Origin of the sequence: Streptomyces sp. NBC_00203 (genome assembly GCF_045206325.1) — a bacterium.
Lineage (GTDB): Bacteria > Actinomycetota > Actinomycetes > Streptomycetales > Streptomycetaceae > Streptomyces > Streptomyces lutosisoli.
In genome coordinates this window covers 9396624-9421851 of record NZ_CP108126.1, presented here as the reverse complement: position 1 = coordinate 9421851, position 25228 = coordinate 9396624, and the positions used below count along the sequence as shown (strand labels likewise).

Genomic DNA, 25228 nt, shown 5'->3' with positions numbered 1-25228 from the left:
ATCCTAACGGCCCGGCGCCCTGGGCCGCGCCGCGGTTTCCACCCGCCCGATCCCTGGCGATCACCGTGCCATGGCCTCCACCAGCACACTCCCCGATGTCCGTGCCACGATGAACGACTCCCCCTTCACCGCCTTGGCATCCAGCGCGACCCGGTGCCGGCCCGCCTCCAGGATTCCGTCGAAGACCTCGTGCGCGTGGGTGCGGTACAGGCGGTCGAGCCGGTACGCGGTCAGCTGGACCCGGCAGGTGGAGGTGACCTCGATGCCCGCCTCGCCGTCGGTGGCGACCAGCCGGGTGAGACGGCGCAGCTCCCGCGGGCTGCGGTCCAGGGCGTGCTCGATCTGGGCGACCAGGAGCGGAATGATCGGGGCGAGGCCCTCGACGTACGCGACGTCGACGTCCGCGCGACGGAAGGATTCCCGTACGGCGGCACGATGGTCCTCGCCGACGGCCCGGCCGAAGGCCACCGCACCGTACGCACGGAGTTCGTCGGCCGGGACGTCCGTGGCGTCGTGGGCGATGTCGGCGCCGATACCGATGGTGCGCAGGGCGGCGGCGAGCTTGGCGAGCAGCGCGACGCGCGCGCCGATGAGAAGGACACGGCGGCGGGGTCCCGTATCGCCGTCGAGGAGGGAGTTCAGCGCACTGCGGTACTCGGCGCCGTGGAAGCGGAAGGGTCCTATGCCGTGGTAGCCGTTGAGCTCCAGGTCGGCCCGTTCGTCGGTCTGCCAGGCGAAGTCGCGCCACACATAATCGTCACCGTCCTTCTCGATGACCGCCGTGACGGCACCGCATTCGAGGCCCTGGCACTCGGGGCAGCCGTAGATGACGTACCGGCCGCCGTCGAGCGGAGCGTCGGCCTCCAGGAGGAGGCTGCGCACCTGTGCGGTGAAGATCGCGGGCGGCACGTCGGAGGCGAGCGGGGACACCGCGTCGAGGTCGGAGAGCTGGAACAGCAGCGGGCGCCCGTCGACGATGAAGTCGACGAAGTCCCGGTGCACTTGGTAGTCACCGTTGGCGAGGACTCCACCGGCACGCATCGCCGGTGCCAGGCCGAAGGTCGCGTACTCGGCAGACATGTTGTGAGTATCCCCAGACTCGGAGTGATGTGAGCACGGCATGACATATTCCGCTACGGTCCCCGCGTGAAGAGCTCTCGTGGCGGTGAAGTGATCGTGGTTGGCAGCGGTGTCATCGGCCTGACAACGGCCGTTGTCCTGGCCGAAGCGGGAAGGCGGGTACGAATGTGGGCGCGGGAGCCCGCCGAGCGGACCACCTCGGCGGTTGCCGGCGCGCTGTGGTGGCCGTACCACATCGAGCCCGAGGCGCTGGCCGGGGAATGGGCCCTCCTGTCACTCTCCGTGTACGAGGAGTTGGCGGCCCGGCCCGACGAGACGGGCGTACGCGTGGTCGAGGGCGTACAGGGCGAGACACGGCTGGACGCGCTGGGCCCGTGGGCCGCCCGGGTGCCGGGGCTGCGAGCGGCGACGGACGAGGAGTACGCGGGAACGGGGCTGTGGGCGCGGCTGCCGCTGATCGACATGCCGGTCCATCTGCGGTGGCTGCGCGAGCGCCTCCTGCGGACAGGGGCGACGATCGAGGAGCGCACGGTGACGGACCTCGCGGAGGCCGAGGCGCCGGTCGTCGTCAACTGCACGGGGCTGGGCGCCCGCGAGCTCATACCCGATCCGGCCGTACGGCCCGTGCGCGGGCAGCTCGTGATCGTGGAGAACCCCGGGATCCGCACCTGGCTCGTCTCGACGGACCCGGACGCCGGGACGACCACGTACGTCTTCCCGCATCCGGACCGGCTGGTCCTGGGCGGCACGACCGACGACGACGCATGGTCGCTGACGCCCGACCCGGCGGTGGCGGCGGAGATCGTCAAGCGATGCGCGGCGTTCTGTCCGGAGATCTCCGGGGCGCGTGTGCTCGACCACCGGGTCGGGCTGCGGCCGGTGCGCGACACGGTCCGGCTGGAGCGACAAGTGCTGCCGGACGGGCGGGTGTTGGTGCACAACTACGGTCATGGCGGTGCGGGCGTCACGGTGGCGTGGGGGTGCGCGCGGGAGGCGGCCGGGCTGGCGCGCCCGACCGCCTCCCCCTGATCATCGTCCTCAGCAGGCCGTCTCGGGCTCCCCGGCCGTGAGGTGGTACGGCGCGCGCTCGTCGAGGAGCAGTGGAACGAGGGCGCGCAGGGACTGACGCAGGGGTACGACGACACCGCCGTCGCCGTCCGGTCGTACGCGCACGCCGTGCAGGACCAGTCGGTCCCGCACGTCCGCGTACTGGTTCGCCGTGAGCCGGTAGCCGCAGGGCGGGTCCTGGATCACCTCGGCGGGTTCGGCGGGGTCGTTGTCGGCGCCGCCGAGGTAGACCGGGCCGGTGTCGCGGTAGCCCGCGAGCCGGGCGGCGCTCGTGGCGGCCGCGACCTGTTGGCCGCGTTCGCCCGCGAAGCCGAACAGGCCGCCCAGCGCGGCCAGTTGGGAATGGACGCGACGCCGGTTGTTCAAGGAGGTGTCCGTCTGTTCGGCCTCCGTCATCGGATCGACGCGGCTCTCGATGAGCAGTCCGGCCGCGTGTTTGACGCCCGACATGTTCCGCAGGATGCGCTCCTGCCCGTCGCCGGCGGTCTGTTTGACCGGGTCGCCGGTCACGGGGTCGGTCCAGATGCCGTACGTGCCCGTCGAGTACCCCGACTCCTGGGCGGCGGGCCGTACGTAGTCCCGCGACAGGGTCTCCGCCTCGTCGTGCACGGCCGTGTCCGTGTTGAGGTTGCGCGGCCAGAGGTCGAAGAGGTCCTTGTCGTAGTACTTGGGTGTGGCGCCGTACTCGTGCAGGTCGTAGACGACGTCGGGCTTACGGTCGCGCAGGACCGTGGCCATCGCGCGGGCCTCGGCCGTCCTGAGGGCGAGGTGGTCGCGGTTGATGTCGACGCCGTCGCCGTTCTCCCGGGTGTCGGCGGCGCGGCCGTCGGGGTTGGCGGTGGGGACGACGAGCACGGTGGTGCTCTTCAGCAGGTGCCGGGTGCGCCGGTCCTTCGCGTACGCCAGGTCGCGGATCGTCGTGAGACAGGCTTCGCGGCCGGACGGCTCGTCGCCGTGCTGGCTGCACACGAGGAGCACGGTGGTGGCCGTGCGGTGGGTGCCGATCCGGACGAGCTGGAGGGGGCGGCCCTGCTTCGTGGTGCCGATCCGGGCCACGGACACCTGGTCGCTCGCCTTGTCGACGGCGGCCAGGAAGTCCTGTTCCTCGGGCTCGCTGGTCCAGCGTGCGCCGTCGGTCTGCTCGAATCCGGTACGCGGCGGGGTCTGTGTCGCGTACGCCGGTGCTGTCGTCAGGGGCGCGGCCAAGGCCGTGGCGGAGACCGCCACGGCCAGGGCGCGGATGGGTAAGGGGATCAACGGGTCTCCCCCGGGACCCGGACGGCGGTGCGCGGATCGCGTACGCCGTCGAGGACGGAGGCGGTCGGCGTCGCGGCCGAACCCGCCGTCGCCCTCGTGAAGGAGTCGGCGCCGCCGACCAGCGGGACGCGGGCCGCCGTACGGGACAGGTCGAGCGTCAGGGTCGGCGTGCTCGACGGAGGATCGATGAGGTCCTTGTCGGTGCCCGCGACGATCAGTGCGAGCCGGTGGCCCTTGGGGACGACGTGGTCGGTGGCGGCCAGGTCGACGGTGATGGTGTAGGCCGTGCCGGGGGTGAGCGGGACGCCCTTCGCGTCCGAGGCGTAGTTGCCGAGGTCGGCCCAGCCGCGGCTGAAGACGTTGTAGTCGACGTCGGTCTTGTTCGCCTGCGTCTCCTTGAAGCAGGGGCTGTCGCCGGTCGTGCTCGCGCCCCAGCAGGTGCGGTCGGTGAGCGTGGTGATGCCCTCGCCGGAGGCGGCGTAGTCGCGGATGGTGTCCGGGCCGAGGTCGACGAGTACCGCGGAGAGATGGGCCGTCGAGGTCGTCGGGGTGGCGGTGACGGTCACCTTGGAGGAGCCGGACAGCCGCAGGTCGTGCGTGAGCGGCTTGGTGACGAAGCCCGCCTTGTCGGGGGTCGACCGGTCGATGTGCGCGGCCCAGTCGGTCTCGCTCAGCTGCGGGTCGTCGGTGAACGTCTCGGTGCCGGAGCCGGTACGGAGACCGAGGGTGCCGACGCCGGCCTCGGTGCCCGTGCCGGGGCGCAGGGTCGTCGTCCCGGTGGTGCGGGGCGGCCAGACGCTGGAGGTGACCCACTGGTCGGGGTGGCGCTCGATGTCGGCCATGGGCTCGTCGTCGATGCCGTTGTCGTAGCCGAGGAGTTCGTGGTCGAACCAGCGGTGCAGGGTGTCGACCCATGCGGCGCGGCGGAAGTCGAAGGGGTCGACGTGGCCGGTCTGGGAGAGCCAGATCTTGCGCTCGACGCCGTTCTTGGCGAGGGCGCTCCACCACTGGCCGAAGTTCTTGGTGCGCACGTTGAGGTCCTGCATGCCGTGGACGAGGAAGACGCTGGCCTTGACCTTGCTCGCGTCCTTCACGTAGTCGCGCTCGGTCCACAGCGACGTCCAGTCGCCGGTGCGCGGCGCCTCGTCGACGAGCTTCTGCTGGACGGCGGCGCACTTGGCGCGGGCGTCGGGGCTGTCGACGTAGTCGGAGAGCCAGTCGGGGCCGGAGTCGTAGAGCGGGGCGCCCTTGGCGAAGTAGTAGTCGTACCAGGAGGAGATGGCGCTGATGGGCACGATGGTCTTCAGGCCCTTGACCCCGGTGGCCGCGACGCCGTTGGCGATGGTGCCGTCCCAGCTCTTGCCGATCATGCCGGTCTTGCCGTTGGTCCAGGTCGCCTTGGCCGTGGCGCCGCCGGTGCGGGTGGTGTAACCCTTGGCCCGGCCGTTCAGCCAGTCGACGACCGCCTTCGCGGACTGGACGTCGGAGCGGCCGCCCACGTCCACGCAGCCGTCGGAGCGGCTGGTTCCGGCCAGGTCGACGCCGACGAAGGCGTAGCCGCGCGGCACGAAGTAGTTGTCGTAGAACAGCGGCATCTGGACGACGTCGCCGTTCGCGTCGTACGTCTTCTTCTGGCCTTCGTTGCCGCGTCCGCAGCAGGAGTAGTAGGGGCTGGCGTCCATGATCACGGGTATCTTGCGGCCCTGCTGGGCGAGTTCGCGGGGCCGGACGATGTCGACGGCCACACGGTCGGTCTTTCCGTCGCTGTCGCCGTCGAGGCCGGTGTCCACCCAGACGGATTCACGGATCGCGTTCTCGTACGAGTAGACCGGGGTGCTCTCCCGCGGGGCGCCGTGTGCGGCGGTGGGGGCGAGGAAGGCGGCCATGAGGGCGGCTGTGGCCGCCGTCGCGAGCGATCTCCAGGTCGTGAAGCGCCTGCGGCGCGCTGGTATCGGCATGCGCGGAAGGTACCCCGGTCAACTCCCGTACAAAAGAGGGTCTGTGAAAGGACTGTGGGGCTCGATCGCTCATGTCGGCCGAATGGCGATCGTGTGACAGGGGTGGCCGTGGACATGACCGGGGCCACAGGGACTGAATAGGCTCCGGACAGACTTCATGCCCCTACCACTTGGAGCTTGACGTGCACCGCAGACTCATCGCCCCGGGCGCGCTCGCGGCCTCCCTGCTGCTGGCGATCCCGGCATCGGCGGCCAGTTACTCCCCCGGGGCGCCGGGCATCGGCGACCCCTACTACCCGGCCTACGGCAACGGCGGCTACGACGTCTCGCACTACGATCTGCGGCTCAAGTACCAGCCGCAGACGGACGAGCTGGAGGGCACGGCGACCCTCCTGGCCACCACCACGCAGGATCTTTCGCGGTTCGATCTGGACTTCCTGCTCGATGTGAGCGAGGTGCGGGTCAATGGCGCGAAGGCGTCGTTCGCGACCTCGGGTCAGCACGAGCTGGAGATCACTCCGGCGAACCCGCTGCCCAAGGGCACACCGATCACGGTCGTCGTCCGCTACAGCGGGGTGCCGTCCACGAAGAGCGCGTACGGCTTCTCGACCTGGCACCGCACTCCGGACGGGGCGGTCGCGGCGGACGAGCCCGAGGCGGCGTGGTGGTGGTTCCCGAGCAATGACCATCCGCTCGACAAGGCCACGTACGACGTGTCGGTGGCCGTCCCGGACGGCACCCAGGCGATCTCCAACGGGACGCTCCAGTCGACGAGTTCACGGCTCGGCTGGACCCGCTACAACTGGCGCTCCAACAAGCCGCAGGCCACGTATCTCGCCACGCTCGCGGTCGGCAAGTTCGACATCACGACCGGGAAGACGTCCGACGGCGTCCCGGTCATCAACGCGTACAGCAAGGACCTGGGCGACAACGACGGGGCGGCGCGGGCGAGCGTCGAGCGGACCGGGGAGATCGTCGACTGGCTGACCGGGTACTTCGGCCCGTACCCCTTCAACTCGGTCGGCGGATACGTCCCGAACACCACCACTGGGTACGCGCTGGAGACGCAGACCCGTGTGTTCTACAGCCCGAGGCAGTTCGCGAACGGCTCCAACACCTCGGTCGTGGTTCATGAGTTGACCCATCAGTGGTACGGCGACGACGTGTCACTGAAGGGCTGGAAGGACATCTGGATCAATGAGGGCTTCGCGCGGTACGCGCAGTGGCTCTGGTCGGAGCATGAGGGCGAGGGGACGACGCAGGAGCTCGCGGACTATGTGTACGCGTCGCATCCGGCCGACGACGCCTTCTGGACGGTGAAGCCCGGCGACCCCGGTCCGGACGACCAGTTCGACATCGCGGTCTACGACCGGGGCGCGCTGGCGGTCCAGGCGCTGCGCAACGCGGTCGGGGACGACGCGTTCTTCGCCATCCTGAAGGGGTGGCCGAAGGATCACGCGTACGGGAACGCGTCGGTCGGCGACTTCCAGAAGTACGCCGAGCAGGTGTCCGGCACGTCGCTCGCCTCGCTCTTCGACACCTGGCTGTTCCAGCCGTCGAAGCCGGCGGCGCCCGCGGCGCAGGGCGCGTCGATCGCTCGGAGCTCGGCGAAGGCGGGGGCTCTTCCCCAGCCGAAGTCGTGGAAGAAGATCGAGGCGACGAACGACCTGCACGCGGAGTAGCGGAGTAGTGGAGTAGGGGACGGCAGGGCGGCCCGGGGTGCGACCACCCCGGGCCGTCTAGCGCGTCACGGACGCCGACTCCAACTCGGCTACCCGGGTGAGGAGTTCATCCCTGCCGATCGCGTCGGTCCGCGTCGACGGCACGGTGCAGGCATGGGCACCGGCCACCGCGCCGTAGAGGGCACAGCGCTTCGGCGGCTCACCGTTCAGCCGGCCGAGGAGGAAGCCGGCCGCGAAGGCGTCGCCGGCCCCGTTCGTGTCCACCACCGGCGTGCGGGGCGCGACCGCCGGGATGTGGGTCAACTCGTCGTCGGCCAGCAGGTACGCGCCGTCGGCTCCGGCCGTGGCGACGACCACCTCGGCCCGGCCCCGCTCGACGATCCGGCGCATCGTCCGCTCCGGGTCCGTCAGGGCGGTGGCGGACAGGAACACGACGTCGGCGGCGTGGGCGAACGGCTCGTGGTAGGGGTTGGCGCCGTCCCAGTCGTGCAGGTCGGTCGAGAGGGTCACCCCGGCCTCCCGCAGCGCCGGCAGGGCGAAGGCGCAGGGGTAGGTGATGGAGACGTGCGCGTGGCGGCTCGCCGCGGCCAGGGTCCGGACCGTCTCCTCGGGCAGCCGGTCCGATTCCCGCGAGCGGCTCTCGTCGTACAGCGACAACCGGCGCCCGTCGGGGCCCACGAGGTTGACCGCGCGCTTGGTGCCGCCGGGCTGGAGGACGTCGGTCAGCGCGATGCCCCGGTCGCGGTGCAGTGCGCGGACCAGCTCGCCCTCGTGGTCGTCGCCGATCAGGTCGAGGTGGTGGGTGCGCAGGCCGAGGGCGTGCACGCCGAGCGCGACGAAGTCCCCGGTCTGGCCCGCGCGGGTCTCGATCCCGGGTCTGATCATGTAGCTGTCGGCGAACGGGAGCGGCAGTTCGGGGACGTGGACGATCGTGTCCACGCCGGCGCCGCCGAGGACGAGGACGTCGATGTCGTGGCTCATGGCTCTTCCTCTCGGCCCGTCTCCGGCCCTCTCGGATCCCCTCGGATGCGAGCCGTGAGTCAAGCAGGCTTCGCCGATCGCGGCAAGGACTTGCGCAATTTTCCGCAAGTCCTTTCATCCACCTGCCCGTTGGGCCACGACGCCTCCTGCGGTGCGCATCCTGCGGCCGCGGGTCAGTCCCCGTGGTCGTACACCGTGACCGCCACCCCCCGCTTCACCAGCCGCTCGGTGATGAGCGGCTCCACGCGTGACCACTTGCCGCCCGCGAGGCCGCAGCCGATGCGGGGCATATGGACGGACGCGTCGAGCTCGGCGGCCTTGTCGGCGAGCCGTCCGAGTGCCGTGTCGATGGCCTCGTAGCGCACGGGGACCCCCTTGCTGCCCGTGCGTATGCCTCGCTGCCCCACCAGGTTCGCCACCCAGACGTACCGGTCGACCTGGACGAACTGGGCGGCGCCCAGGCCGAAGTCGTTGTGCGCGCGGTCCCGGTGCCAGGCGCGGTACGCCGCCTCCGGCTCCGGCCAGCGGCGGGAGACGGCGAGCACGAAGCCCTTCCCCCATCCCCCGATGTCGTTGCAGACATGGGCGATCACCTTGACGCCCTTGCCCAACGGAACGGTGGCGTCACCCCGGACGTACATGATCTCCGACATGACGCCACCGTAGGCGCTGCCACTGACAGTGGCCTGTGACCTGTGACCTGTGACCTGTGACCTGCTGGGCGGACGCTTTCACAACACCGGTGGGACAGCAATACTGTTGCACCGCGTCGCCACCGGGCCCGGAAGGCGGACACGGCACGACCCGGAAAGGCGAGGACCTGCCATGACGACGGACACCGAGGAGCCGACGCTCACGGTCGACGAGTTGGCCGCGCGGGCGGGTGTCACGGTCCGTACGGTCCGCTTCTACAGCGCCAGGGGCCTGCTGCCGCCGCCCGTCATCGGACCCCGGCGCGTGGGCCACTACAGCCAGGAGCACCTGGCCCGGCTCGCGCTCATCGAGGAATTGCAGCACCAGGGCATGACGCTCGCCGCGATCGAGCGCCATCTGACGCAGCTGCCGCCCGGTCTGAGCGCCCACGACCTCGCCATCCACCGTGCCGTGGTGGCCTCCTGGGCACCCGACGCGGCCCAGGACGTGACGCGCGAGGAGCTGGAGCGGCGGGCCGGGCGCTCCCTGGGCGATGAGGATCTGGAACGGCTGGCCGCGATGAGCGTCATCGAGCGGACCTCGGACTCCTTTCGCGTGGACCCGGGGCTGCTGCGGCTCGGCGTACAGCTCCTCGACGTACCGCTCGCGCACGAGACGATCCTCGCGGCGCGGGCCGTGCTGCTGGAGCACTCGCGTGCGGCGGCCCACGAGTTGTCCACGCTGCTGCGTGACGCGGTGGGCGGGCGGGAGTCCGTGGCGGCGGTGAAGTCGCTGTCGGCGCACATGCAGCCGCTGGTGGTGCAGGCGCTGCTGACCACGTTCCAGCGCTCGCTCAAGGAGGAACTGCGGGAGTGGCTCAAGGAGTCCTGAGCCACTCCCCCCGCGCTACGCCATCACGTCCTAGGAGACCTTGAGCCCCGCCGCCGACGCCGTGGGCGTCTCGCCGGCCGCGACCTGCCTCAGCCGCTCGGCGTACATGCGCGCGAGACCGGCCGGCGTGTCGGAGGCGCCCGAGTTCGCGAAGTCGGTGTCGTCACGGTAGTCCAGGGTGCCGATGAACTTCCCCTGGAGGATCACCGTCTCCCGGACGTTCGCGTCGGACGCGGACTTGAACTGGAAGGTGACGCTTGCGGCGTCGTAGGTCGCCGCGTCGAGCACCTGGTACTTGCTCGCGCTGTTGCGGATGTGGCTGTCCCAGGAAGTGAAGGCCTTCTTGGCGGCCCGCGCGTTGCTGTACACGATGACGTCGAAGCCGGTGATGTCGGTGCCTCGGTACCCGACGTCACCGTATGCCACGGCGTTCTTGCACTTCGAGGACGGATCCTTGCAGCTCGTCGGGGCCTTGGCGCGGCTGGAGAGCGGTGAGGTGACGGTGCGCAGTGCGGTGGGCATGCTGTCGGCGGGCGGCAGCACGGACTGCGCCTGCCGGGCGCCGCTCAGCGACCCGACGTTCTTGTTGCCCGATCCGCCGCTCGTCCCACCGACGGTGCGGCTGCGGGAGGCGGATGACTTCCCCCGGCTCTTCTTCTTGTTCTTCTTGCCCTGGCATCCGGTGAGTGCGAGCGACAGGACGAGGACGCCGACTCCGGCTCCTCGCAGCACTCGCTTGGTGGTGCACCGCACGTACGGCCCCTCCGTTGGCGTGATCATGATCTACGGCAGCCTAGGACGTGGGAGGGGCCCATCCGGTTGCGTCGCCGGCGCACGTACAGGAAACCCTCACAAGTAGGCCGATCCGCCCGCCACGTTGAGGGTCTGACCGGTCAGGAAACCGCTGCCCGGGTCCACCACGTACAGGAGGGTGGAGACGAGGTCGGACGGCTCCTGGGTCCTCGGTACGGCCTGCTGGTCGCGGACGTGCTCGAAGCCGCCGTCCGCGCCGACGGTCCGCTCGGCGGTGGCGGTGCGAACCATGCTCGGCGCGATGGCGTTGACGGTGATGTCGTACGGCCCCAGCGCGGATGCCAGCGCGCGCGTGAAGCCGATCAGACCCGCCTTCGAGGAGACGTACGCGACCATCGTGGGCGGAGCGGTGAGGACGGCCGCCGAGGTGATGTTCACAATCCGGCCCCAGCCGGCCGCCTTGAGATACGGGAGGGCGGCGCGGGTCACCAGGAACGGTGCTTCCAGGTTCACGCGCATGATCTGCCGCCAGTCCTCGGGAGTGATGTCCTCGAAGGGCGACTCCGGGTAGACGCCCGCGTTGTTGACGAGCACGTGCAGGGTCCCGAACCGGTCGATGACACGCTCCAGTGCCGCCCCGATCTGTTCCTCGTCGGTGACGTCGGCGATCAACTCCACATAGTCCAGCACCCGTTGGGCCGTCTCGGGCTGCGGGACGAGATCGATCCCGGCGACCCGGTAGCCGTGCCCGGCGAGCGCGACGGCGAATTCCTGCCCGAGGCCCTGTGCCGCTCCGGTCACCAGGGCGGTACGTGTCTCCATGGGCCGAGTGTGATGACCCGTCAGTCGCCGGGCAAGAGCGCATTTCACTCGCTGGAACGGCCCTGTTGCCGTGGGCGTTCGCGGGGCCCACGCTGCGGGGCGACCGCCCAGCGTCAGCCGTACCGGGAGCCGTGCCCGATGACCGAGACCGAGCGTGCCGTGGACGACGCCGAGCGCGCCCGCGAACAGGGCGGCGGACGACGGCAGTTCGGGGCGATCCCGAGACGGCTGACCCGTGGGGTGCTCGCGCGGCGGCTGATCAGGGACGAGCTGGGCGTGCTGGTCGTGCTCGGGCTGCTGATCGCCGCCATCGGCATCCCGTACCCCGATTTCCTCGACAGTGACAACCTGCTCACCACCGCCCACAACTCCGTCTACATCTCGCTGATGGCGTGCGGGATGGTCTTCGCGCTCGCCATGCGCGAGGTCGATCTGTCCGTCGGCGGCACCTACGCGATGTGCCTGGTCGTCGGCGCCCTGCTGGTGCGGGACGGTACGCCGCCCTGGCTGGCGGTCCCGGTGATGCTGGTCACCGGGATCGCCCTCGGTGTCTTCAACGCGCTGGTCACGACGCTGCTCGCGCTGCCGTCGTTCATCGTGACGCTGGGCACGCTGATGCTCTACCGGGGCGTCGGGCTTGCGCTCGCCGACGGCAAGCAGATCACCGATCTGCCGCTCGACGACTCGTTCTTCACGTTCGCGGGCGGCGACGCGGCGGGAGTTCCGTTCGCGCTGTGGGTGCTGCTGGCCGTGGTCGTGGTGCTGGCGGTCGTGCTGACCCGGACGCGTTTCGGGGCGCGGGTGCGGGCGATCGGGTCCAACCCCGACGCCGCCGCGTTCAGCGGCATCCCCGTCGTCCGCACCCGTATCCAGGCGCTCGCCCTGTCCGGACTGACCACGGCCTGCGCGGCGGCGCTCGCACTCGCCTTCTACGGGGCCGGCGACCCGACGCTGGGCCAGGGCTACGAGTTGCAGGCCATCGCCGCGTGCATCATCGGCGGCACCCCGCTCGCGGGCGGTCGCGGCTCGGTGGTCGGGGCGGTGGCCGGCGCGATGATCCTGTCCGTGGTCGCCTCCGGGCTCGTGTTCTTCGAAGTACCCATCAACTGGACGTCGTTCGCGACGGGCGGGGTGATCCTCGTCGCGGTCGCGGCGGACAGCGCGCTGCGCCGTACGGGGCGCCGACGCCACTGAAGTCCCCTTGGACCGCAGCCTGTTCAGCTGTTCAGAGCCTGTTTGGAGGCCGTGATGCACCCCCGATTGCGTACGCTGCTGGCCGTGCCCGCCGCGCTGGCCCTCCTCGCTGCCGCCGCCGGCTGCGGCAGCGGCAACGGCTCCGGCGGCAAGAACGGCAAGCTCGACATGGGCATCGCCGTGGCCAACATCAGCCTGAACTTCGCCCACGAGATGGTCCTCGGCGCCGAGAGCGCCGCGAGCCACGAGGGGAACGTGAACTTCAAGGCGGTCGGCCCGCCCAACACGGACGGGCCTGCCGAGGTGCAGCTCTTCCAGAACCTGACCGCCCGCGCCAAGGACGGCATCGTCCTGGAGAACCTCGACCCGCCGATCTTCACCCGGCCCGCCGCACGCGCCGTCGACCAGGGCATCCCCATCGTCGCCCTGGACACCTCGCCGACCGACGGCAGCAAGGTCGGCTTCTACGTGGGCAACGACAACTACGCGCTCGGCGAGCTGATGGCGAAGGAGGCGCTGAAGCGACTGGGCAGCGACCCGAAGGGACAGATCGTCATCGGTGTACCCAACCCCGGGACGCCGGTGCTGGACAACCGGGCCAAAGGCATCGCGGACACCTTCAAGAAGCAGGCCCCGAACGTCGAGGTCCTGGGCCCCTTCCAGACGTACAGCGATCCCGGACAGAACTACAGCTCCTGGTCGGCGCAGGTGAACGCGCACCCCAAGGCGCTCGCCTTCCTCGGTGTCGGTGACGCAGACAGCTACAACCTCGCGAAGATCAAGAAGGCTGAGAAGGGCAGCTGGCTCACGGCCGGCTTCGACGTCGACCCGAAGACCCTCGACGCGGTCAAGGACGGCTCGAACTTCGTCACCATCGACCCCCAGCACTTCCTCAAGGGCTATCTCTCCACGGCGATGCTGATCGAGGCCGTGCGCGACAACGACGGCAAGCTGCTCAAGGGCTGGTTCCTGTCCCCGGGCGGAGTCGTGGACCAGTCCAACATCGACGAGATCATCACCCGGCAGAAGTCCCCGAAGGCGGCGTACGACTGGTACAAACCGACCATCGACAAGCTGCTCGGAGACCAGAAGGCCCAGCTCAAGCCCTTGAAGGACGCACGCTGAGATGAGTGACGGCGACATGCTCGCGGCACGGGGCCTGGTCAAGTCGTACGGCGGGGTCAGGGCCCTGGACGGAGCCGGCATCAGCCTGCGCGGCGGCGAGGTCCACGCGCTGGTCGGCGAGAACGGCGCGGGCAAGTCGACGCTCGTACGGATCCTGTCGGGCACGGTGGCTCCCGACGACGGCACGGTACTGCTCGCGAAGGAGGCGCGGGCAGGTGGAATCGCCGTCGTCTCCCAGGAGTTGAGCCTCTTCCCCGACCTCACCGTGCGCGAGAACCTCTACCCCTACCGCCCGCCGCGCCGCTTCGGCCTGCTCGACCGGGGCGCCATGGACCGCGCCGCCCGCCCGGTCCTCGCCGAGCTCGGCCTCGACGTCGACCCCGGCATGCTCCTCGGCGAACTCCCCTTGGCCGACCAGCAGTTGACAGAGATCGCGCGGGCGCTGCTGCGGCGGCCCAAGATCCTGGTGCTCGACGAGCCGACCTCCGCGCTGTCGGCCGCCGCCGTGGACCGCCTCGAACAGGTGCTGCGCACCCTCACCGGGCAGGGCATCGCCGTTCTGTACGTCACCCACTTCCTGGAGGAGGTGATGCGCTTCGCGCAGCGGGTGACCGTGCTGCGGGACGGGCGGGTCGCACTGGCCGGGGCGCGACGGGAGGACGTCGACGTGCCGGAGCTGGTCACGGCGATGCTGGGCGGCCGGCCTCCCCAGCCCGTACGCCGTGCACGCACCGTCATGGAAGGCCCACCGCCGGTGGTGCTGTCCGAGGTCAGCGTGCCCGGGCGGCTCGCCGACGTCACATTCACCGTGCGCGCCGGCGAGGTGGTCGGGGTCGCCGGGCTCCAAGGAGCGGGCCATCTCGCCGCGTTGGAGGTGGTGTGCGGGCGTACGGCGATCTCGGCGGGGCGCGTCGACGTGGGCGGGCGGGGGCTGCCGCGCTCCCTGCGCGCCGCCGTCCGCGCGGGCGTCGCGTTCGTCCCCAGCGATCGCAAACGGTACGGGCTGATGGCCGAGCGCATGGTGTGGGAGAACGCGACCGCGGTGAGCTGGCTGGCCCTGGGGCGCGGCGGCGTGCTGCCCTCACGCACCGAACTGGTCCGCCGAACCGCCGACTTGACCGACCGGCTGCGGCTGCGCGGCGGGCCCTACGACATCGTGGCCCGCCTCTCCGGCGGCAACCAGCAGAAGGTCGTCTTCGCCAAGTGGCTCGCCACCGAGCCCCGCGTCGTCGTGCTCGACGATCCGACCCGGGGTGTCGACGTCGGCGTCCGCGCCGAAATGCACCGTATCGTCGGCGAGTTGGCCGCGGGTGGCGCGGCGGTCCTCATCGCCTCGACCGACCTCGCCGAGCTGACCGAGGTGTGCGATCGGGTGCTGGTGTTCGTGCGGGGGCGGATCGTGGGCGAGGTGCACGGGGAGCGGCTCACCGAGCATGCGTTGGCGGTGGCGGTGCAGTCAGGACTGACGCGACGGGGCTGACGAAGGGGTTTTCGCCCCCGCCGCCCCTACCCGTCCCATCCCGTTCCTGGGGGCTGCGCCCCCAGACCCCCCTGGGTTGTGTGTCGTCTGCGGGCCGGTGGGGGCTGGTCGCGCAGTTCCCCGCGCCCCTAAAAGACAAAAGACAAAAGCACCCGGGGCGGGCCGGGGGACGACGGGACGCAGCCCCGAGCCGTCAGGGGCGCGGGGGAATGCGCGAGCAACCCCCACCCACCCGCAGCCGAAGAACCGGCCTACGGGGTCTGGGGTGGAGCCCCAGAAGGATGGGACGGGTAGGAGCGGCGGGGGCGAGAAGGTCTGTTAGGCCGACAGCGTGCGGGTCAGAGCCCTGGCCGCCGCACACACCCTCGCACCGATGCGGTCCACATCCAGACGACGCGTGCCACCGGTGACCGAGATCGCGGCGACCGGCCGCGGCCCACGCCCCCGTTCGTACACGGCCGCGGCGACGGCCGAGACACCCACCTCGGCCTCCTCCAGATTCACCCCGTACCCGCGGGCGCGCGTCGCGGCAAGGTCGCGAGCGAGCTGCCCCGGCAGCACGAGGGTCCGCGGGGTGAGGCGGGGCAGGGTGAGGTGCGGTGGCCGGGGATCGTGGGCGAGGAAGACCTTGCCGGTGGCCGTGCAGTGCGCGGGAAGCCGGCCCCCGGCGCGCGAGACGATCGGGGTGGCGCGGCGGCCGGTGATCTTCTCCAGGAACAGGGTGTCGGACCCGTCGGGCACGGCGAGGTGCACGTTCTCGTGGGTCTCCTCGTGCAGATCGCCGAGGTAGGGCAGCGCGGCGTCCCGCAACTCCCGTGCGGACGGCGCCGATTGACCGAGGACGAAGAGGGCGAGCCCGATCCGGTAGTGGCCTTCGGGGGTGCGCTCGATGAGCCCGAGCCGGACCAGCTCGCCGATCAGGCGGTGCGCGCTCGGTTTGGGCAGCCCGGTGCGCAGCGCCAGCTCGGCAAGGCTCAACGCACCCTCGGACTCCCCGCAGGCATGCAGCAGCGCCGCCCCGCGCGCGAGCACCGATTTCGGCGCCGGACCGTCCGTCATGGACCGATGGTCGGGTGCATGACGACGGTTGACAAGGTGCCGGTCACGGTGAGTCGGTCACCGCTGCCGAAGTGGTATGTCGAGCAGCAGGGGGCGCGTCAACTCCGCCGCTCCTGAGACGAGTTCACGCACATGGTCCGCGCTCCCCGCCCGCACCGCGTCGATCCCGAAGAACCGCGCCGCCTGAGTGAAGTCGAGTGCGCCGAGCTCCGTGCCGGGACAGGGTCCGTGGCCCCCCATCGCCTCGTAGGTGTCCTGAAGTGTGCGGTAGGCGCCGTTGTTCATCACCGCGAACAGCACCGGAACCGCGTAGCGCGCCGCACTCCACAGTCCCTGGAGGCCGAAGAGCGCGCACCCGTCCCCGAGGACGGCGACCACCGGCCGCTCGGGCTCGGCGAGCGCACGGCCGACGGCGGCCCCGATCCCCCAGCCGAGGCCGCCGCCGACTGTGTGCGTATAGCTGCCGGGCCGGTCGAGGTGTACGAGCCGGCGCAGCAACAGGCCGACGGTGATGGCCTCTTCGACGACCGCGGCGTTCCGCGGCAGTCCGCGCGCCAGGGCGTGGGCTGCGGCCCAGGGTGCGAGCGGCGCCGCGGAGTACGCGGCCCGGGCGGCGGCCTCGGTACGGCCGCGTTCGGCCGTGTGCCGCTCGCCCGCGCGCAGCACCCGCACCTTCGCGGTGTGCGCGGGCACGCGTTCGCGCAGCAGTTCGGCGAGCCGGTCGAGCGAGGGGGCGAGGGCGCCGACGAGTCCGGTGTCGGCGGGGAAGTTGCGGCCCATCTCGTCGGGGTCCGAGTCGAGCTGGACGACGGTGAGGCCGGGCGGCAGCGCGGGGCCGGGGCTGTAGTGGTGCGGGGTGAAGGCGTGCGCGCCCGCGATCAGCACGGTGTCGTACGGGGCAAGCGCGGCCCGGATCGCGTCGTGGCGCGGCGGCAGCATGCCGGCGTACAGGGGGTGCGTGGTCGGGAAGTCCAGGCAGTCGGCCATCGGCTGGTGGTGCACGGGGGCGCCACAGGTCTCCGCCACGCGCACGAGCGCCGGGACAGCGTTGTCGCGGCCCACTCCGTCCCCGGCGACGATCACGGGGCGGGCGGCCCCGCCGAGCAGGTAGGCGGCGCGCTCCAGACCAACGGCGGGCCCCGTACGGGGTGTTGGCGTAGGAGGCGGAACCTGGACCTCGGTGTCCTCGGTCAGCAGGTCCATCGGTACGGAGAGGAACACCGGGCCCGCGGGCGGTCGTACGGCGAGGGCGAAGGCGCGGCGCACGGCGAGCGGCAGGTCACGGGCGTGCTGGACATCGACGGCCGCCTTGACCGCCGGGCGGGCCAGCCCGAGGAGGTCGCCCGACAGCATGGGGTCCTGCTGGAGGTGGCGGCGGTCCTGCTGGCCCGCCATCACCACCAAAGGGGTGCGTGAGCGGCGGGCGTTGAGCAGGCCGATGAGCCCGTTGGCGAGCCCGGCCGCGATGTGCAGGCTGACGAAGGCGGGCCGCCCGGTCGCGCGGGCGTATCCGTCGGCCATGGAGACGACGGCGCCCTCGTGGATGCCGAGGACGTACTCGGGCGCGTCCTCGGCGTCCACGAGGGCGGCCAGGAACGGCAGTTCGGTGGTGCCGGGGTTGCCGAAGACGCGGTCCACGCCCTCGCCGCGCAGGATGTCCAGCAGGGCGAGGGCGGGGCGGCGACCCATGGGAGCTCCTCGGTGGGGACGAGAACCGGTTCGCGGGTCAGCGTCCGGTCCCGCCCCCCGAGGAGCAAGCCCTGCATGTCACTCAGCGATACGTGACCCCATACGGCTCAGCGTCGGTCCGCCGGCCGGGTCACTTCGCGTCGCTGAGCGTCGCGCCCTACTTGTCGCTGAACTTCTCGCCCTTCTCCGCCTTCTCCACGAGCAGCGCGGGCGGCGTGAACCGCTCCCCGTAGCGCTCGGCGAGTTCACGCGCGCGTGCCACGAACCCGGGCAGCCCGCCTTCGTACCCGTTGATGTACTGGAGGACACCGCCGGTCCAGCCGGGGAAGCCGATGCCGAAGATGGATCCGATGTTGGCGTCGGCGACGGAGGTCAGCACGCCTTCTTCCAGGAGCCGGACGGTGTCCAGCGCCTCGGCGAAGAGCATGCGCTCCTGCATGTCCTCGAAGGGGATCTCGTGGCCCGGCTTCGTGAAGTGCTCGCGCAGGCCCGGCCACAGCTTGCCGCGCTTGCCGTCGTCGCCGTACTCGTAGAAGCCCGCGCCTCCGCTGCGGCCGGTGCGGCCGAACTCGTCGACGATGCGGTCGATGACCGCCTCCGCCGGGTGCGTCTCCCAGGTGCCGCCCGCCTCCTCGACGGCCTGCTTGGACTCCTTGCGGATCTTGCGCGGCAGGGTGAGCGTGAGCTCGTCCATCAGGGAGAGGACCTTGGCGGGGTAGCCGGCCTGGGCGGCGGCCTGCTCGACGGACGCGGGCTCGATGCCCTCGCCGACCATGGCGACGCCCTCGTTGATGAAGTGCCCGATGACACGGGAGGTGAAGAAGCCGCGCGAGTCGTTGACGACGATCGGGGTCTTCTTGATCTGCCGTACCAGGTCGAAGGCGCGCGCCAGTGCCTCGTCGCCGGTCCGCTCGCCCTTGATGATCTCGACGAGCGGCATCTTGTCGACCGGCGAGAAGAAGTGCAGCCCGATGAAGTCGTTCTGCCGCTCGACGCCCTCGGCGAGCGCGGTGATCGGCAGGGTCGAGGTGTTGGAGCACAGCAGCGCGTCCGGCTCGACGATGCTCTGGATCTCCTGGAACACCTTGTGCTTGAGAGCCGTGTCCTCGAAGACGGCCTCGATCACGGCGTCGCAGCCGGCCAGATCGTTCGGGTCGGCGGTGGGCGTGATGCGGGCGAGGAGGGCGTCGGCCTTGTCCTGGCTGGTACGTCCCCTGGAGACGGCCTTGGCGCAGAGCTTCTCGGAGTAGGCCTTGCCCTTGGCCGCCGCATCCGCGGACACGTCCTTGAGGACGACGTCGATGCCCGCGCGGGCGCACGAGTAGGCGATGCCCGCGCCCATCATCCCGGCGCCGAGGACGGCGACCTTGCGGACCTGGCGCGGCTCGATGCCCTTGGGCCTGTTGGCGCCGGAGTTGACCGCCTGGAGGTCGAAGAAGAACGCCTGGATCATGTTCTTCGAGGTCTGCCCGGTGACCAGCTCGGTGAAGTAGCGCGCCTCGATGATCAGCGCGGTCTCGAAGTCGACCTGGGAGCCCTCGACGGCCGCCGCCATGATGTTGCGCGGGGCCGGGTAGGGCGCGCCGTTCAGCTGCTTCCTCAGGTTGGCCGGGAAGGCGGGGAGGTTGGCGGCGAACTTCGGGTTCGACGGCGTACCGCCCGGGATCCGGTAGCCCGGCTTGTCCCAGGGCTGCTGCGACTCGGGGTTGGCGTCGATGAAGGCGCGCGCCTTGGCGAGCATCTCCTCGGGGGTGGCCGCCACTTCGTGGACGAGACCGTTCTCCAGGGCCCGCTGCGGCGAGTACTGGGTGCCCTGGAGCAGCACCTTCAGGAGGGCGTCCGTGATGCCCATCAGGCGGACGGTGCGGGTGACGCCGCCGCCGGCGGGCAGCAGGCCGAGGGTGACCTCGGGCAGGCCGATCTTGGAGCCGGGCGCGTCGAGGGCGACGCGGTGGTGGGAGGCGAGGGCGATCTCGTAGCCGCCGCCCAGCGCCGCGCCGTTGATGGCGGCGACGACCGGCTTGCCGAGGGTCTCGATGCGGCGCAGGCAGGACTTGATGGCCGTGCCGAACTCGAAGACCTGCTGGGCGTCCTCCGGACCCGCCTTGATCATGTCCTTGAGGTCGCCGCCCGCGAAGAAGGTCTTCTTGGCGGAGGCGTAGATGATGCCGCGGATGGAGGCCTTCTCGGCCTCGGCGCGGTCGGCGATCGCCGCGATCGAGTCCTTGAAGGCCTGGTTCATGGTGTTGGCGGACTGGTTGGGGTCGTCGAGGACGAGGGTGACGACGCCGGTCTCGTCCTGTTCCCAGCGGATGGTGGTGCTCTCGGTCATGAGGAGGGTCTCCGGTCTCCGTTGAAGTCTGATGGTCCGCTGGGGAGTTACAGGCGCTCGATGATGGTCGCGATACCCATGCCGCCGCCCACGCACAGCGTGGCGAGGCCGTAGCGCTTGTCCTGGCGCTCCAGTTCGTCGATGAGGGAGCCGAGGATCATCGCGCCGGTGGCGCCGAGCGGGTGGCCGAGCGCGATGGCACCGCCGTTGACGTTGACCTTGTCCAGGGACAGGCCCATGTCCTTCACAAAGCGCAGAACGACGGCCGCGAAGGCTTCGTTGATCTCGACGAGGTCGATGTCGTCGATGGTCAGCCCGGCCTTGGCGAGCGCCTTGCGGGTCGCGGGCGCGGGGCCGGTGAGCATGATGGTGGGCTCGGAGCCGGAGACGGCCGCGGAGACGATCCGCGCGCGCGGAGTGAGGCCGTAGCGCTCGCCGACCTCCTTCGAGCCGATGGCGACGAGCGACGCGCCGTCCACGATGCCGGACGAGTTGCCCGCGTGGTGGACGTGGTCGATCTCCTCGACCCAGTGGTACTTCTGCAGGGCCACGGCGTCGAAGCCGCCCAGCTCGCCGATGTCGGCGAACGACGGCTTCAGCTTGGCGAGCGAGTCGGCGGTGGTGCCGGGGCGCAAGTGCTCGTCGTGGTCGAGGACGACGAGTCCGCTGCGGTCCTTCACGGGGACGACGGACTTCTCGAAACGCCCGTCCTTCCAGGCGGCGGCAGCGCGTTCCTGGGACAGCGCCGCGTACTCGTCGACATCGCGGCGCGTGAAACCCTCGATGGTGGCGATGAGGTCGGCGCCGATGCCCTGCGGTGCGAAGTTGGTGGCGATGTTGGTCATCGGGTCGGCGAACCAGGCGCCGCCGTCCGAGGCCATCGGCACCCGGGACATCGACTCGACGCCGCCCGCGAGCACCAGGTCCTCCCAGCCCGAGCGGACCTTCATCGCCGCCATGTTGACGGCTTCCAGGCCCGAGGCACAGAAGCGGTTCTCCTGGACACCCGCGACCGTGTCGGGCAGTCCGGCGGCGATCGCGGCGATCCGGGCGATGTCGGAGCCCTGGTCGCCGACCGGGCCCACGACGCCGAGCACGATGTCGTCGATCGCCGCCGGGTCGAGCCCGGGGAAGCGGCGCTGGATCTCGTGGATGAGTCCGACGACCAGGTCGATGGGCTTCGTGCCGTGCAGGGCGCCGTTCGCCTTGCCGCGGCCGCGCGGGGTGCGGATCGCGTCGTACACGTACGCTTCGGTGCTCACTGGTATGCCTTTCAAGAGAGCTGGGAGGGCTGAGCTCGGCTGGGAGGGTCAGCCGAGCAGGGAACGGCCGATGATCTCCTTCATGATCTCGGTGGTCCCGCCGTAGATGGTCTGGATACGGCCGTCGGTGAAGGCCCTGGCGACGCGGTACTCCGTCATATAGCCGTAGCCTCCGTGCAGTTGGAGACAACGGTCAGCTACCCGCTTCTGCAGCTCGGTGGACCACCACTTGGCCATCGAGGCGTGCACTGTGTCGAGTTCCCCGTTCGAGTGATCGACGATGCAACGGTCGAGGAACGTCCGGGTGACGGCGCACTCGGTGGCCATCTCGGCTATCTCGAAGCGGATGTGCTGGAGCTTGGAGAGCGGCCGTCCGAAGGCCTCGCGCTCCTTGACGTACTCGGTCGTGATCTCCAGCAGGTACTCGGCGGCGGCGATCCCGGCGACGGCGATGCCCATGCGCTCCTGCGCGAGGTTCGTCATGAGGTGGACGAAGGCGCCGTTCAGCTCGCCGAGGAGGTTCTCCTTGGGCACGCGTACGTCGTTGAAGAACAGCTCGGCGGTGTCCTGCGACTTCTGGCCGATCTTGTCGAGGTTGCGGCCGCGCTCGAAGCCCTCCGTGCCGCGCTCGACGACGAGCAGGGAGAGCCCGTGAGCGCCGCCCTCGGGTGTCGTCTTCGCGACCACGACCACGAGGTCGGCGAGGATGCCGTTCGAGATGAAGGTCTTCGAGCCGTTGAGCAGCCAGTGGTCGCCCTGGTCCTCGGCATGTGTCTTGATGCCCTGGAGGTCGGATCCGGCGCCGGGCTCGGTCATGGCGATCGCCGTGATCAGCGAGCCGTCGCAGAATCCGGGCAGCCAGCGCCGCTTCTGTTCCTCGGTCGCCAGGTCCGTCAGATACGGCCCGATGATGTCGTTGTGCAGCCCGAGGGCGAGCCCGGCGGCGCCCGCGCGCGTGAACTCCTCGGCGAGTACGGCGCTGTAGCGGAAGTCGGCGTTGCCACCGCCTCCGTACTCCTCGGGTACGGCGAGCCCGAGGAGCCCCTGCTTCCCTGCCGCCCGCCAGGCGTCGCGCGAGACGATGCCGTCCTTCTCCCACTGCTCGTAGTGGGGCAGTACTTCCTTGGCGAGGAAGGTGCGCACGGTCTCGCGGAACGCGTCGTGCTCGGCGGTGAAGATCTGCCGCTTCATGCGGGAAACGCCTTCCTGGAGTTCATGTGCGGGCGAGCCCCTCTCAGAGCCAGCCCTTGACGGTTTCGATCAGCCTGGCCGGTTCCGGTCCGACGGGAATGACGTTGAGCATGGTCACTCCGGCCGCACGGAAGGCCTCGACACGCTCGCGGACGTAACTCTCCGGCCCGCACAGCGACATGAGCTCGCAGAACTCGTCCGGCACGGCGGCCTCGGCCTCCTTCTTCCGGCCGGACAGATACAGCTCCTGGATCAGCCGGGCTTCCTTCTCGTAGCCGTACGCCACCGCGAGGTCGTTGTAGAAGTTCTTGCCGGGCGCGCCCATGCCCCCTACGTAGAGGGCGATTTTGGGTCGCGCGAGGTCCCGTACGGCCGCCGCGTCCTCGCCTATGGCGAGCAGTCCGCCGGCGACGGTCTGGAGCGGGCCGAGTTCCGGGTCCCGGCGCGCGGCGCCCTCGGCGAGCGGCGCACCCCAGACCTGGTGGGCCTTCTCCGGGATGAACAGGGTGGGCAGCCAGCCGTCGGCGAGTTCGGCGGTCATCCGGACGTTGGCGGGGCCCAGCGAGGCGACGTACAGGGGTACTTCGGGGCGTACGGGCTTGGTGAGGATCTTCAGGGGCTTGCCCAGGCCGCCGGGGCGGGGCATGTCGGTGATGCCGTGGTGGTCGATGACCTCGCGGCGCAGGATACGGCGGGTCAGCTCGATGACCTCGCGTGTCCGGCCCAGGGGCTTGTCGTACGCCTTCCCGTGCCAGCCCTCGACGACCTGCGGGCCGGAGGCGCCCAGGCCGATGATGGCGCGGCCTCCGGAGATCGCGTCGAGCCCGGCGGCGGTCTGCGCGATCAGGGCGGGGGTGCGCGAGTAGACGTTGAGGATCGCGGCGCCGATCGTCATGCGCTCGGTGCGGGCGGCCAGATAACCCATGATCGTCGGCGCGTCGAAGCCGTAGGCCTCGGCGACCCAGACGGCGTCCAGGCCTGCGGACTCGAGGGCGGCGACGTCATCGGCGGCGCGGCGCGGGTCACCCGCGTAGTCGAGCGGGAGGGAGAGCTGCATCAGGCGCCGTCCTTCATCGGGTCGCTGTCCTTCATCGGGTCGCTGTCTTTCAGAAGGTGGGGTACACCCCAGTCGCGGGCCACGTCCACGGTGTCGGCGCCCGGCTGGGCGGGGCCGGTGCGGACGGCGGTGTGGGTGACGGAGAAGCGGGGCGCGGGGGCCGGCTGGGTGATGCCGCCGTGGTCGACGAAGGTGCCGCGGGCGGCGAGATGGGGGTGGGCGGGTGCCTCGCGCAGCGACAGGACGGGGGCCACGCACGCGTCGGAGCCCTCGAAGACCGCGGTCCACTCGTCTCTCGTACGGGTCTTGAAGCGGGCGGCGACCTCCTCGCGCAGCTCGCCCCAGCGGGCCAGGTCCTTGCGGGCCGAGGCCAGTTCGTCGATGCCGAGCAGTTCGGTGAACTCGGCGTAGAACTGCTGCTCCAGGGCGCCGACCGCCATGTACTGCCCGTCGGCCGTCTCGTACGTCCCGTAGTACGGGCAGCCGCCGTCCAGGAGGTTGGCGCCGCGCCGGTCCTGCCAGCCGCCGGCGGCGAGCATGCCGTGGATCATCGAGGCGAGGTGTGCGGCGCCGTCGACGATGGCCGCGTCCACGACCTGTCCCGCTCCGGTCGCGCGTGCGTGGTGGAGCGCGGCGAGGACGCCGACGACGAGATAGAGCGAGCCGCCCGCGTAGTCGCCGACCAGGTTCGCGGGGACCGTGGGCGGCTCGTCCGGCCGGCCGATCATGCCGAGGGTGCCGGTGAGGGCGATGTACGCGATGTCGTGCCCGGCGCGCTGGGCGAGCGGACCTTCCTGGCCCCAGCCGGTCATGCGCCCGTAGACGAGTTTCGGGTTGCGGGCGTGGCAGGCGCCGGGGCCCACGCCGAGGCGCTCGGCGACGCCGGGGCGGTAGCCCTCGATGAGGATGTCGGCGCGTTCGACCAGGTCAAGGACGCGTTCCTGGCCGCTCTCGGTCTTCAGGTCGAGGATCACGGACCGCTTGTTGCGGTTGGTGACGTCGTACTCGGGGTTGATCGCGAGCCCGGCGCCGCCGGGCCGGTCCACTCGGACGACATCCGCGCCGAGGTCGGCGAGGAGCATGGCCGCGAACGGACCGGGACCGATGCCCGCCAGCTCGACCACGCGCACCCCGGCGAGCGGGCCGTGTCCTGGCGTCCCTGCCACTGCCATCAAGCCCCCAGCACTGTGACACTACTGATGTGACATCAGCGATGTTAAGAACGTGTTCCACATCGGGCAAGCCCTGGACGAGCAAGCGCTTAGTTAAATTCCGGCCGGCGGATGATGACGAAACGGGCCAGAACGGGCCGTGTCAACGCTCGTCGAGCTCGGCGATCAGCTTCTTCGGCGCGATCGTCCGGTAGCTCTCCTCGACCCAGTCGCACAGCAGCTCCGCGGCCGGAGCGCCCCGCTCCGCCAGGGGTATGCGCACCCAGCCGGCCTTGCCCAGGCCGTATCCGGCGGGCTCGGCGCCGGGCGAGGTGAGGGCGTGGGCATGCGCGGCGTCGTCCTTGAGCTTCAGGGTGACGCCCAGCGGATAGCTGCCGTCATCGACGCCGAGGAAGACGAACACCTTCTTGTTCACCTTCGCGACGGTCTCGCCCCAGGGGAACTCCTCCGCGGCGCCGGGCAGGCCGAGGGCGAACTCGCGCACCTTCTCCCACTTTTTCAGGGCGTTCTTCGGCACGGCCACGGCTACCTCCGACCTCTTC

General features: G+C 70.6%; 21 protein-coding genes. 6 read left to right on the top strand and 15 right to left on the bottom strand.

Annotation, left to right across the window (positions count from 1 at the left end; genetic code table 11):
• Positions 1-60: 60 nt before the first annotated feature.
• The gene (locus OG975_RS41705) at positions 61-1080 is read right to left on the bottom strand and encodes an oxidoreductase (protein WP_406334810.1); all 1020 of its coding nucleotides are present in this window, start codon (positions 1078-1080) and stop codon (positions 61-63) included.
• A 66-nt stretch (positions 1081-1146) separates the two neighbouring features.
• On the opposite strand from OG975_RS41705, the gene OG975_RS41700 reads away from it, so the two are divergent.
• On the top strand, positions 1147-2109 hold the full coding sequence (locus OG975_RS41700; protein ID WP_406334809.1) for an FAD-dependent oxidoreductase: 963 nt from the start codon (positions 1147-1149) through the stop codon (positions 2107-2109).
• Between the two features lie 9 nt (positions 2110-2118).
• Here OG975_RS41700 and OG975_RS41695 read toward each other — a convergent pair whose 3' ends face one another.
• Positions 2119-3405: a M14 family metallocarboxypeptidase gene (locus OG975_RS41695; RefSeq protein ID WP_406334808.1), complete on the bottom strand. Its 1287-nt coding sequence runs from the start codon at positions 3403-3405 to the stop codon at positions 2119-2121.
• Positions 3402-5363, bottom strand: a complete 1962-nt coding sequence (locus tag OG975_RS41690) for a Xaa-Pro dipeptidyl-peptidase (protein ID WP_406334807.1) — start codon at positions 5361-5363, stop codon at positions 3402-3404. Before OG975_RS41690 ends, OG975_RS41695 begins: the two co-directional genes overlap by 4 nt.
• 182 nt (positions 5364-5545) lie before the next feature.
• Between OG975_RS41690 and OG975_RS41685 the strand changes: the two genes are divergently transcribed.
• Positions 5546-7045, top strand: a complete 1500-nt coding sequence (locus OG975_RS41685) for a M1 family metallopeptidase (RefSeq protein WP_406334806.1) — start codon at positions 5546-5548, stop codon at positions 7043-7045.
• Positions 7046-7102: 57 nt separating this feature from the next.
• Here OG975_RS41685 and OG975_RS41680 read toward each other — a convergent pair whose 3' ends face one another.
• Complete coding sequence (locus OG975_RS41680) at positions 7103-8026, bottom strand: adenosine kinase (protein ID WP_406334805.1); 924 nt, start codon at positions 8024-8026, stop codon at positions 7103-7105.
• 173 nt (positions 8027-8199) lie between these two features.
• Positions 8200-8679, bottom strand: a complete 480-nt coding sequence (locus tag OG975_RS41675; RefSeq protein ID WP_406334804.1) for a macro domain-containing protein — start codon at positions 8677-8679, stop codon at positions 8200-8202.
• Between the two features lie 172 nt (positions 8680-8851).
• Between OG975_RS41675 and OG975_RS41670 the strand changes: the two genes are divergently transcribed.
• The gene (locus OG975_RS41670) at positions 8852-9550 is read left to right on the top strand and encodes a MerR family transcriptional regulator (RefSeq protein ID WP_406334803.1); all 699 of its coding nucleotides are present in this window, start codon (positions 8852-8854) and stop codon (positions 9548-9550) included.
• Positions 9551-9580: 30 nt separating this feature from the next.
• On the opposite strand, the gene OG975_RS41665 is transcribed toward OG975_RS41670, so the two are convergent.
• Together OG975_RS41665 and OG975_RS41660 are read right to left on the bottom strand one after the other, a co-directional pair.
• Positions 9581-10330 (bottom strand): hypothetical protein, encoded by a 750-nt coding sequence (locus OG975_RS41665; RefSeq protein ID WP_406334802.1) that lies wholly within the window; start codon positions 10328-10330, stop codon positions 9581-9583.
• Positions 10331-10399: 69 nt separating this feature from the next.
• On the bottom strand, positions 10400-11125 hold the full coding sequence (locus OG975_RS41660; protein WP_406334800.1) for an SDR family NAD(P)-dependent oxidoreductase: 726 nt from the start codon (positions 11123-11125) through the stop codon (positions 10400-10402).
• Positions 11126-11263: 138 nt separating this feature from the next.
• Between OG975_RS41660 and OG975_RS41655 the strand changes: the two genes are divergently transcribed.
• The 3 genes from OG975_RS41655 to OG975_RS41645 are packed head-to-tail and all read left to right on the top strand — an operon-like array spanning position 11264 to position 14924.
• The gene (locus OG975_RS41655) at positions 11264-12319 is read left to right on the top strand and encodes an ABC transporter permease (RefSeq protein WP_406334799.1); all 1056 of its coding nucleotides are present in this window, start codon (positions 11264-11266) and stop codon (positions 12317-12319) included.
• A gap of 54 nt (positions 12320-12373) precedes the next feature.
• Positions 12374-13444 carry a sugar ABC transporter substrate-binding protein gene (locus OG975_RS41650; RefSeq protein ID WP_406334798.1) on the top strand — a complete coding sequence of 357 codons (1071 nt, stop codon included), beginning with the start codon at positions 12374-12376 and terminating at the stop codon, positions 13442-13444.
• 1 nt (position 13445) lies between these two features.
• A complete protein-coding gene (locus OG975_RS41645; protein WP_406334796.1) occupies positions 13446-14924 on the top strand; it encodes a sugar ABC transporter ATP-binding protein in 1479 nt (492 codons plus the stop codon).
• A 318-nt stretch (positions 14925-15242) separates the two neighbouring features.
• Here the strand turns inward: OG975_RS41645 and OG975_RS41640 are convergent, their stop codons facing one another.
• From OG975_RS41640 to OG975_RS41605, 8 genes are all read right to left on the bottom strand, one after another.
• A complete protein-coding gene (locus OG975_RS41640; protein ID WP_406334795.1) occupies positions 15243-15983 on the bottom strand; it encodes an IclR family transcriptional regulator in 741 nt (246 codons plus the stop codon).
• 57 nt (positions 15984-16040) lie between these two features.
• Complete coding sequence (locus tag OG975_RS41635) at positions 16041-17672, bottom strand: thiamine pyrophosphate-binding protein (protein WP_406334794.1); 1632 nt, start codon at positions 17670-17672, stop codon at positions 16041-16043.
• Between the two features lie 157 nt (positions 17673-17829).
• A complete protein-coding gene (locus OG975_RS41630) occupies positions 17830-20004 on the bottom strand; it encodes a 3-hydroxyacyl-CoA dehydrogenase NAD-binding domain-containing protein (protein WP_406334792.1) in 2175 nt (724 codons plus the stop codon).
• Between the two features lie 47 nt (positions 20005-20051).
• On the bottom strand, positions 20052-21266 hold the full coding sequence (locus OG975_RS41625; RefSeq protein ID WP_406334791.1) for an acetyl-CoA C-acetyltransferase: 1215 nt from the start codon (positions 21264-21266) through the stop codon (positions 20052-20054).
• A 48-nt stretch (positions 21267-21314) separates the two neighbouring features.
• Positions 21315-22457, bottom strand: coding sequence for an acyl-CoA dehydrogenase family protein (locus OG975_RS41620; RefSeq protein WP_406334790.1), 1143 nt, complete (start codon positions 22455-22457; stop codon positions 21315-21317).
• Between the two features lie 43 nt (positions 22458-22500).
• Positions 22501-23514: an LLM class F420-dependent oxidoreductase gene (locus OG975_RS41615; RefSeq protein ID WP_406334789.1), complete on the bottom strand. Its 1014-nt coding sequence runs from the start codon at positions 23512-23514 to the stop codon at positions 22501-22503.
• The gene (locus OG975_RS41610; protein ID WP_406334788.1) at positions 23514-24686 is read right to left on the bottom strand and encodes a CaiB/BaiF CoA transferase family protein; all 1173 of its coding nucleotides are present in this window, start codon (positions 24684-24686) and stop codon (positions 23514-23516) included. The genes OG975_RS41615 and OG975_RS41610 overlap by 1 nt, the downstream gene beginning before the upstream one ends.
• A 142-nt stretch (positions 24687-24828) precedes the next feature.
• Complete coding sequence (locus OG975_RS41605; protein ID WP_406334787.1) at positions 24829-25209, bottom strand: MmcQ/YjbR family DNA-binding protein; 381 nt, start codon at positions 25207-25209, stop codon at positions 24829-24831.
• Positions 25210-25228: the final 19 nt, after the last annotated feature.

What these genes read in the sequence shown, in the direction of transcription:
- OG975_RS41680 (WP_406334805.1), bottom strand. Translation starts at nt 8,026, where the DNA reads ATGAGCCACGACATCGACGTCCTCGTCCTCGGCGGCGCCGGCGTGGAC.
- OG975_RS41675 (WP_406334804.1), bottom strand. Translation starts at nt 8,679, where the DNA reads ATGTCGGAGATCATGTACGTCCGGGGTGACGCCACCGTTCCGTTGGGC.
- OG975_RS41630 (WP_406334792.1), bottom strand. Translation starts at nt 20,004, where the DNA reads ATGACCGAGAGCACCACCATCCGCTGGGAACAGGACGAGACCGGCGTC.
- OG975_RS41660 (WP_406334800.1), bottom strand. Translation starts at nt 11,125, where the DNA reads ATGGAGACACGTACCGCCCTGGTGACCGGAGCGGCACAGGGCCTCGGG.
- OG975_RS41655 (WP_406334799.1), top strand. Translation starts at nt 11,264, where the DNA reads ATGACCGAGACCGAGCGTGCCGTGGACGACGCCGAGCGCGCCCGCGAA.
- OG975_RS41690 (WP_406334807.1), bottom strand. Translation starts at nt 5,363, where the DNA reads ATGCCGATACCAGCGCGCCGCAGGCGCTTCACGACCTGGAGATCGCTC.
- OG975_RS41645 (WP_406334796.1), top strand. Translation starts at nt 13,446, where the DNA reads ATGAGTGACGGCGACATGCTCGCGGCACGGGGCCTGGTCAAGTCGTAC.
- OG975_RS41610 (WP_406334788.1), bottom strand. Translation starts at nt 24,686, where the DNA reads ATGGCAGTGGCAGGGACGCCAGGACACGGCCCGCTCGCCGGGGTGCGC.
- OG975_RS41650 (WP_406334798.1), top strand. Translation starts at nt 12,374, where the DNA reads ATGCACCCCCGATTGCGTACGCTGCTGGCCGTGCCCGCCGCGCTGGCC.
- OG975_RS41670 (WP_406334803.1), top strand. Translation starts at nt 8,852, where the DNA reads ATGACGACGGACACCGAGGAGCCGACGCTCACGGTCGACGAGTTGGCC.
- OG975_RS41620 (WP_406334790.1), bottom strand. Translation starts at nt 22,457, where the DNA reads ATGAAGCGGCAGATCTTCACCGCCGAGCACGACGCGTTCCGCGAGACC.
- OG975_RS41640 (WP_406334795.1), bottom strand. Translation starts at nt 15,983, where the DNA reads ATGACGGACGGTCCGGCGCCGAAATCGGTGCTCGCGCGCGGGGCGGCG.
- OG975_RS41665 (WP_406334802.1), bottom strand. Translation starts at nt 10,330, where the DNA reads ATGATCACGCCAACGGAGGGGCCGTACGTGCGGTGCACCACCAAGCGA.
- OG975_RS41635 (WP_406334794.1), bottom strand. Translation starts at nt 17,672, where the DNA reads ATGGGTCGCCGCCCCGCCCTCGCCCTGCTGGACATCCTGCGCGGCGAG.
- OG975_RS41615 (WP_406334789.1), bottom strand. Translation starts at nt 23,514, where the DNA reads ATGCAGCTCTCCCTCCCGCTCGACTACGCGGGTGACCCGCGCCGCGCC.
- OG975_RS41705 (WP_406334810.1), bottom strand. Translation starts at nt 1,080, where the DNA reads ATGTCTGCCGAGTACGCGACCTTCGGCCTGGCACCGGCGATGCGTGCC.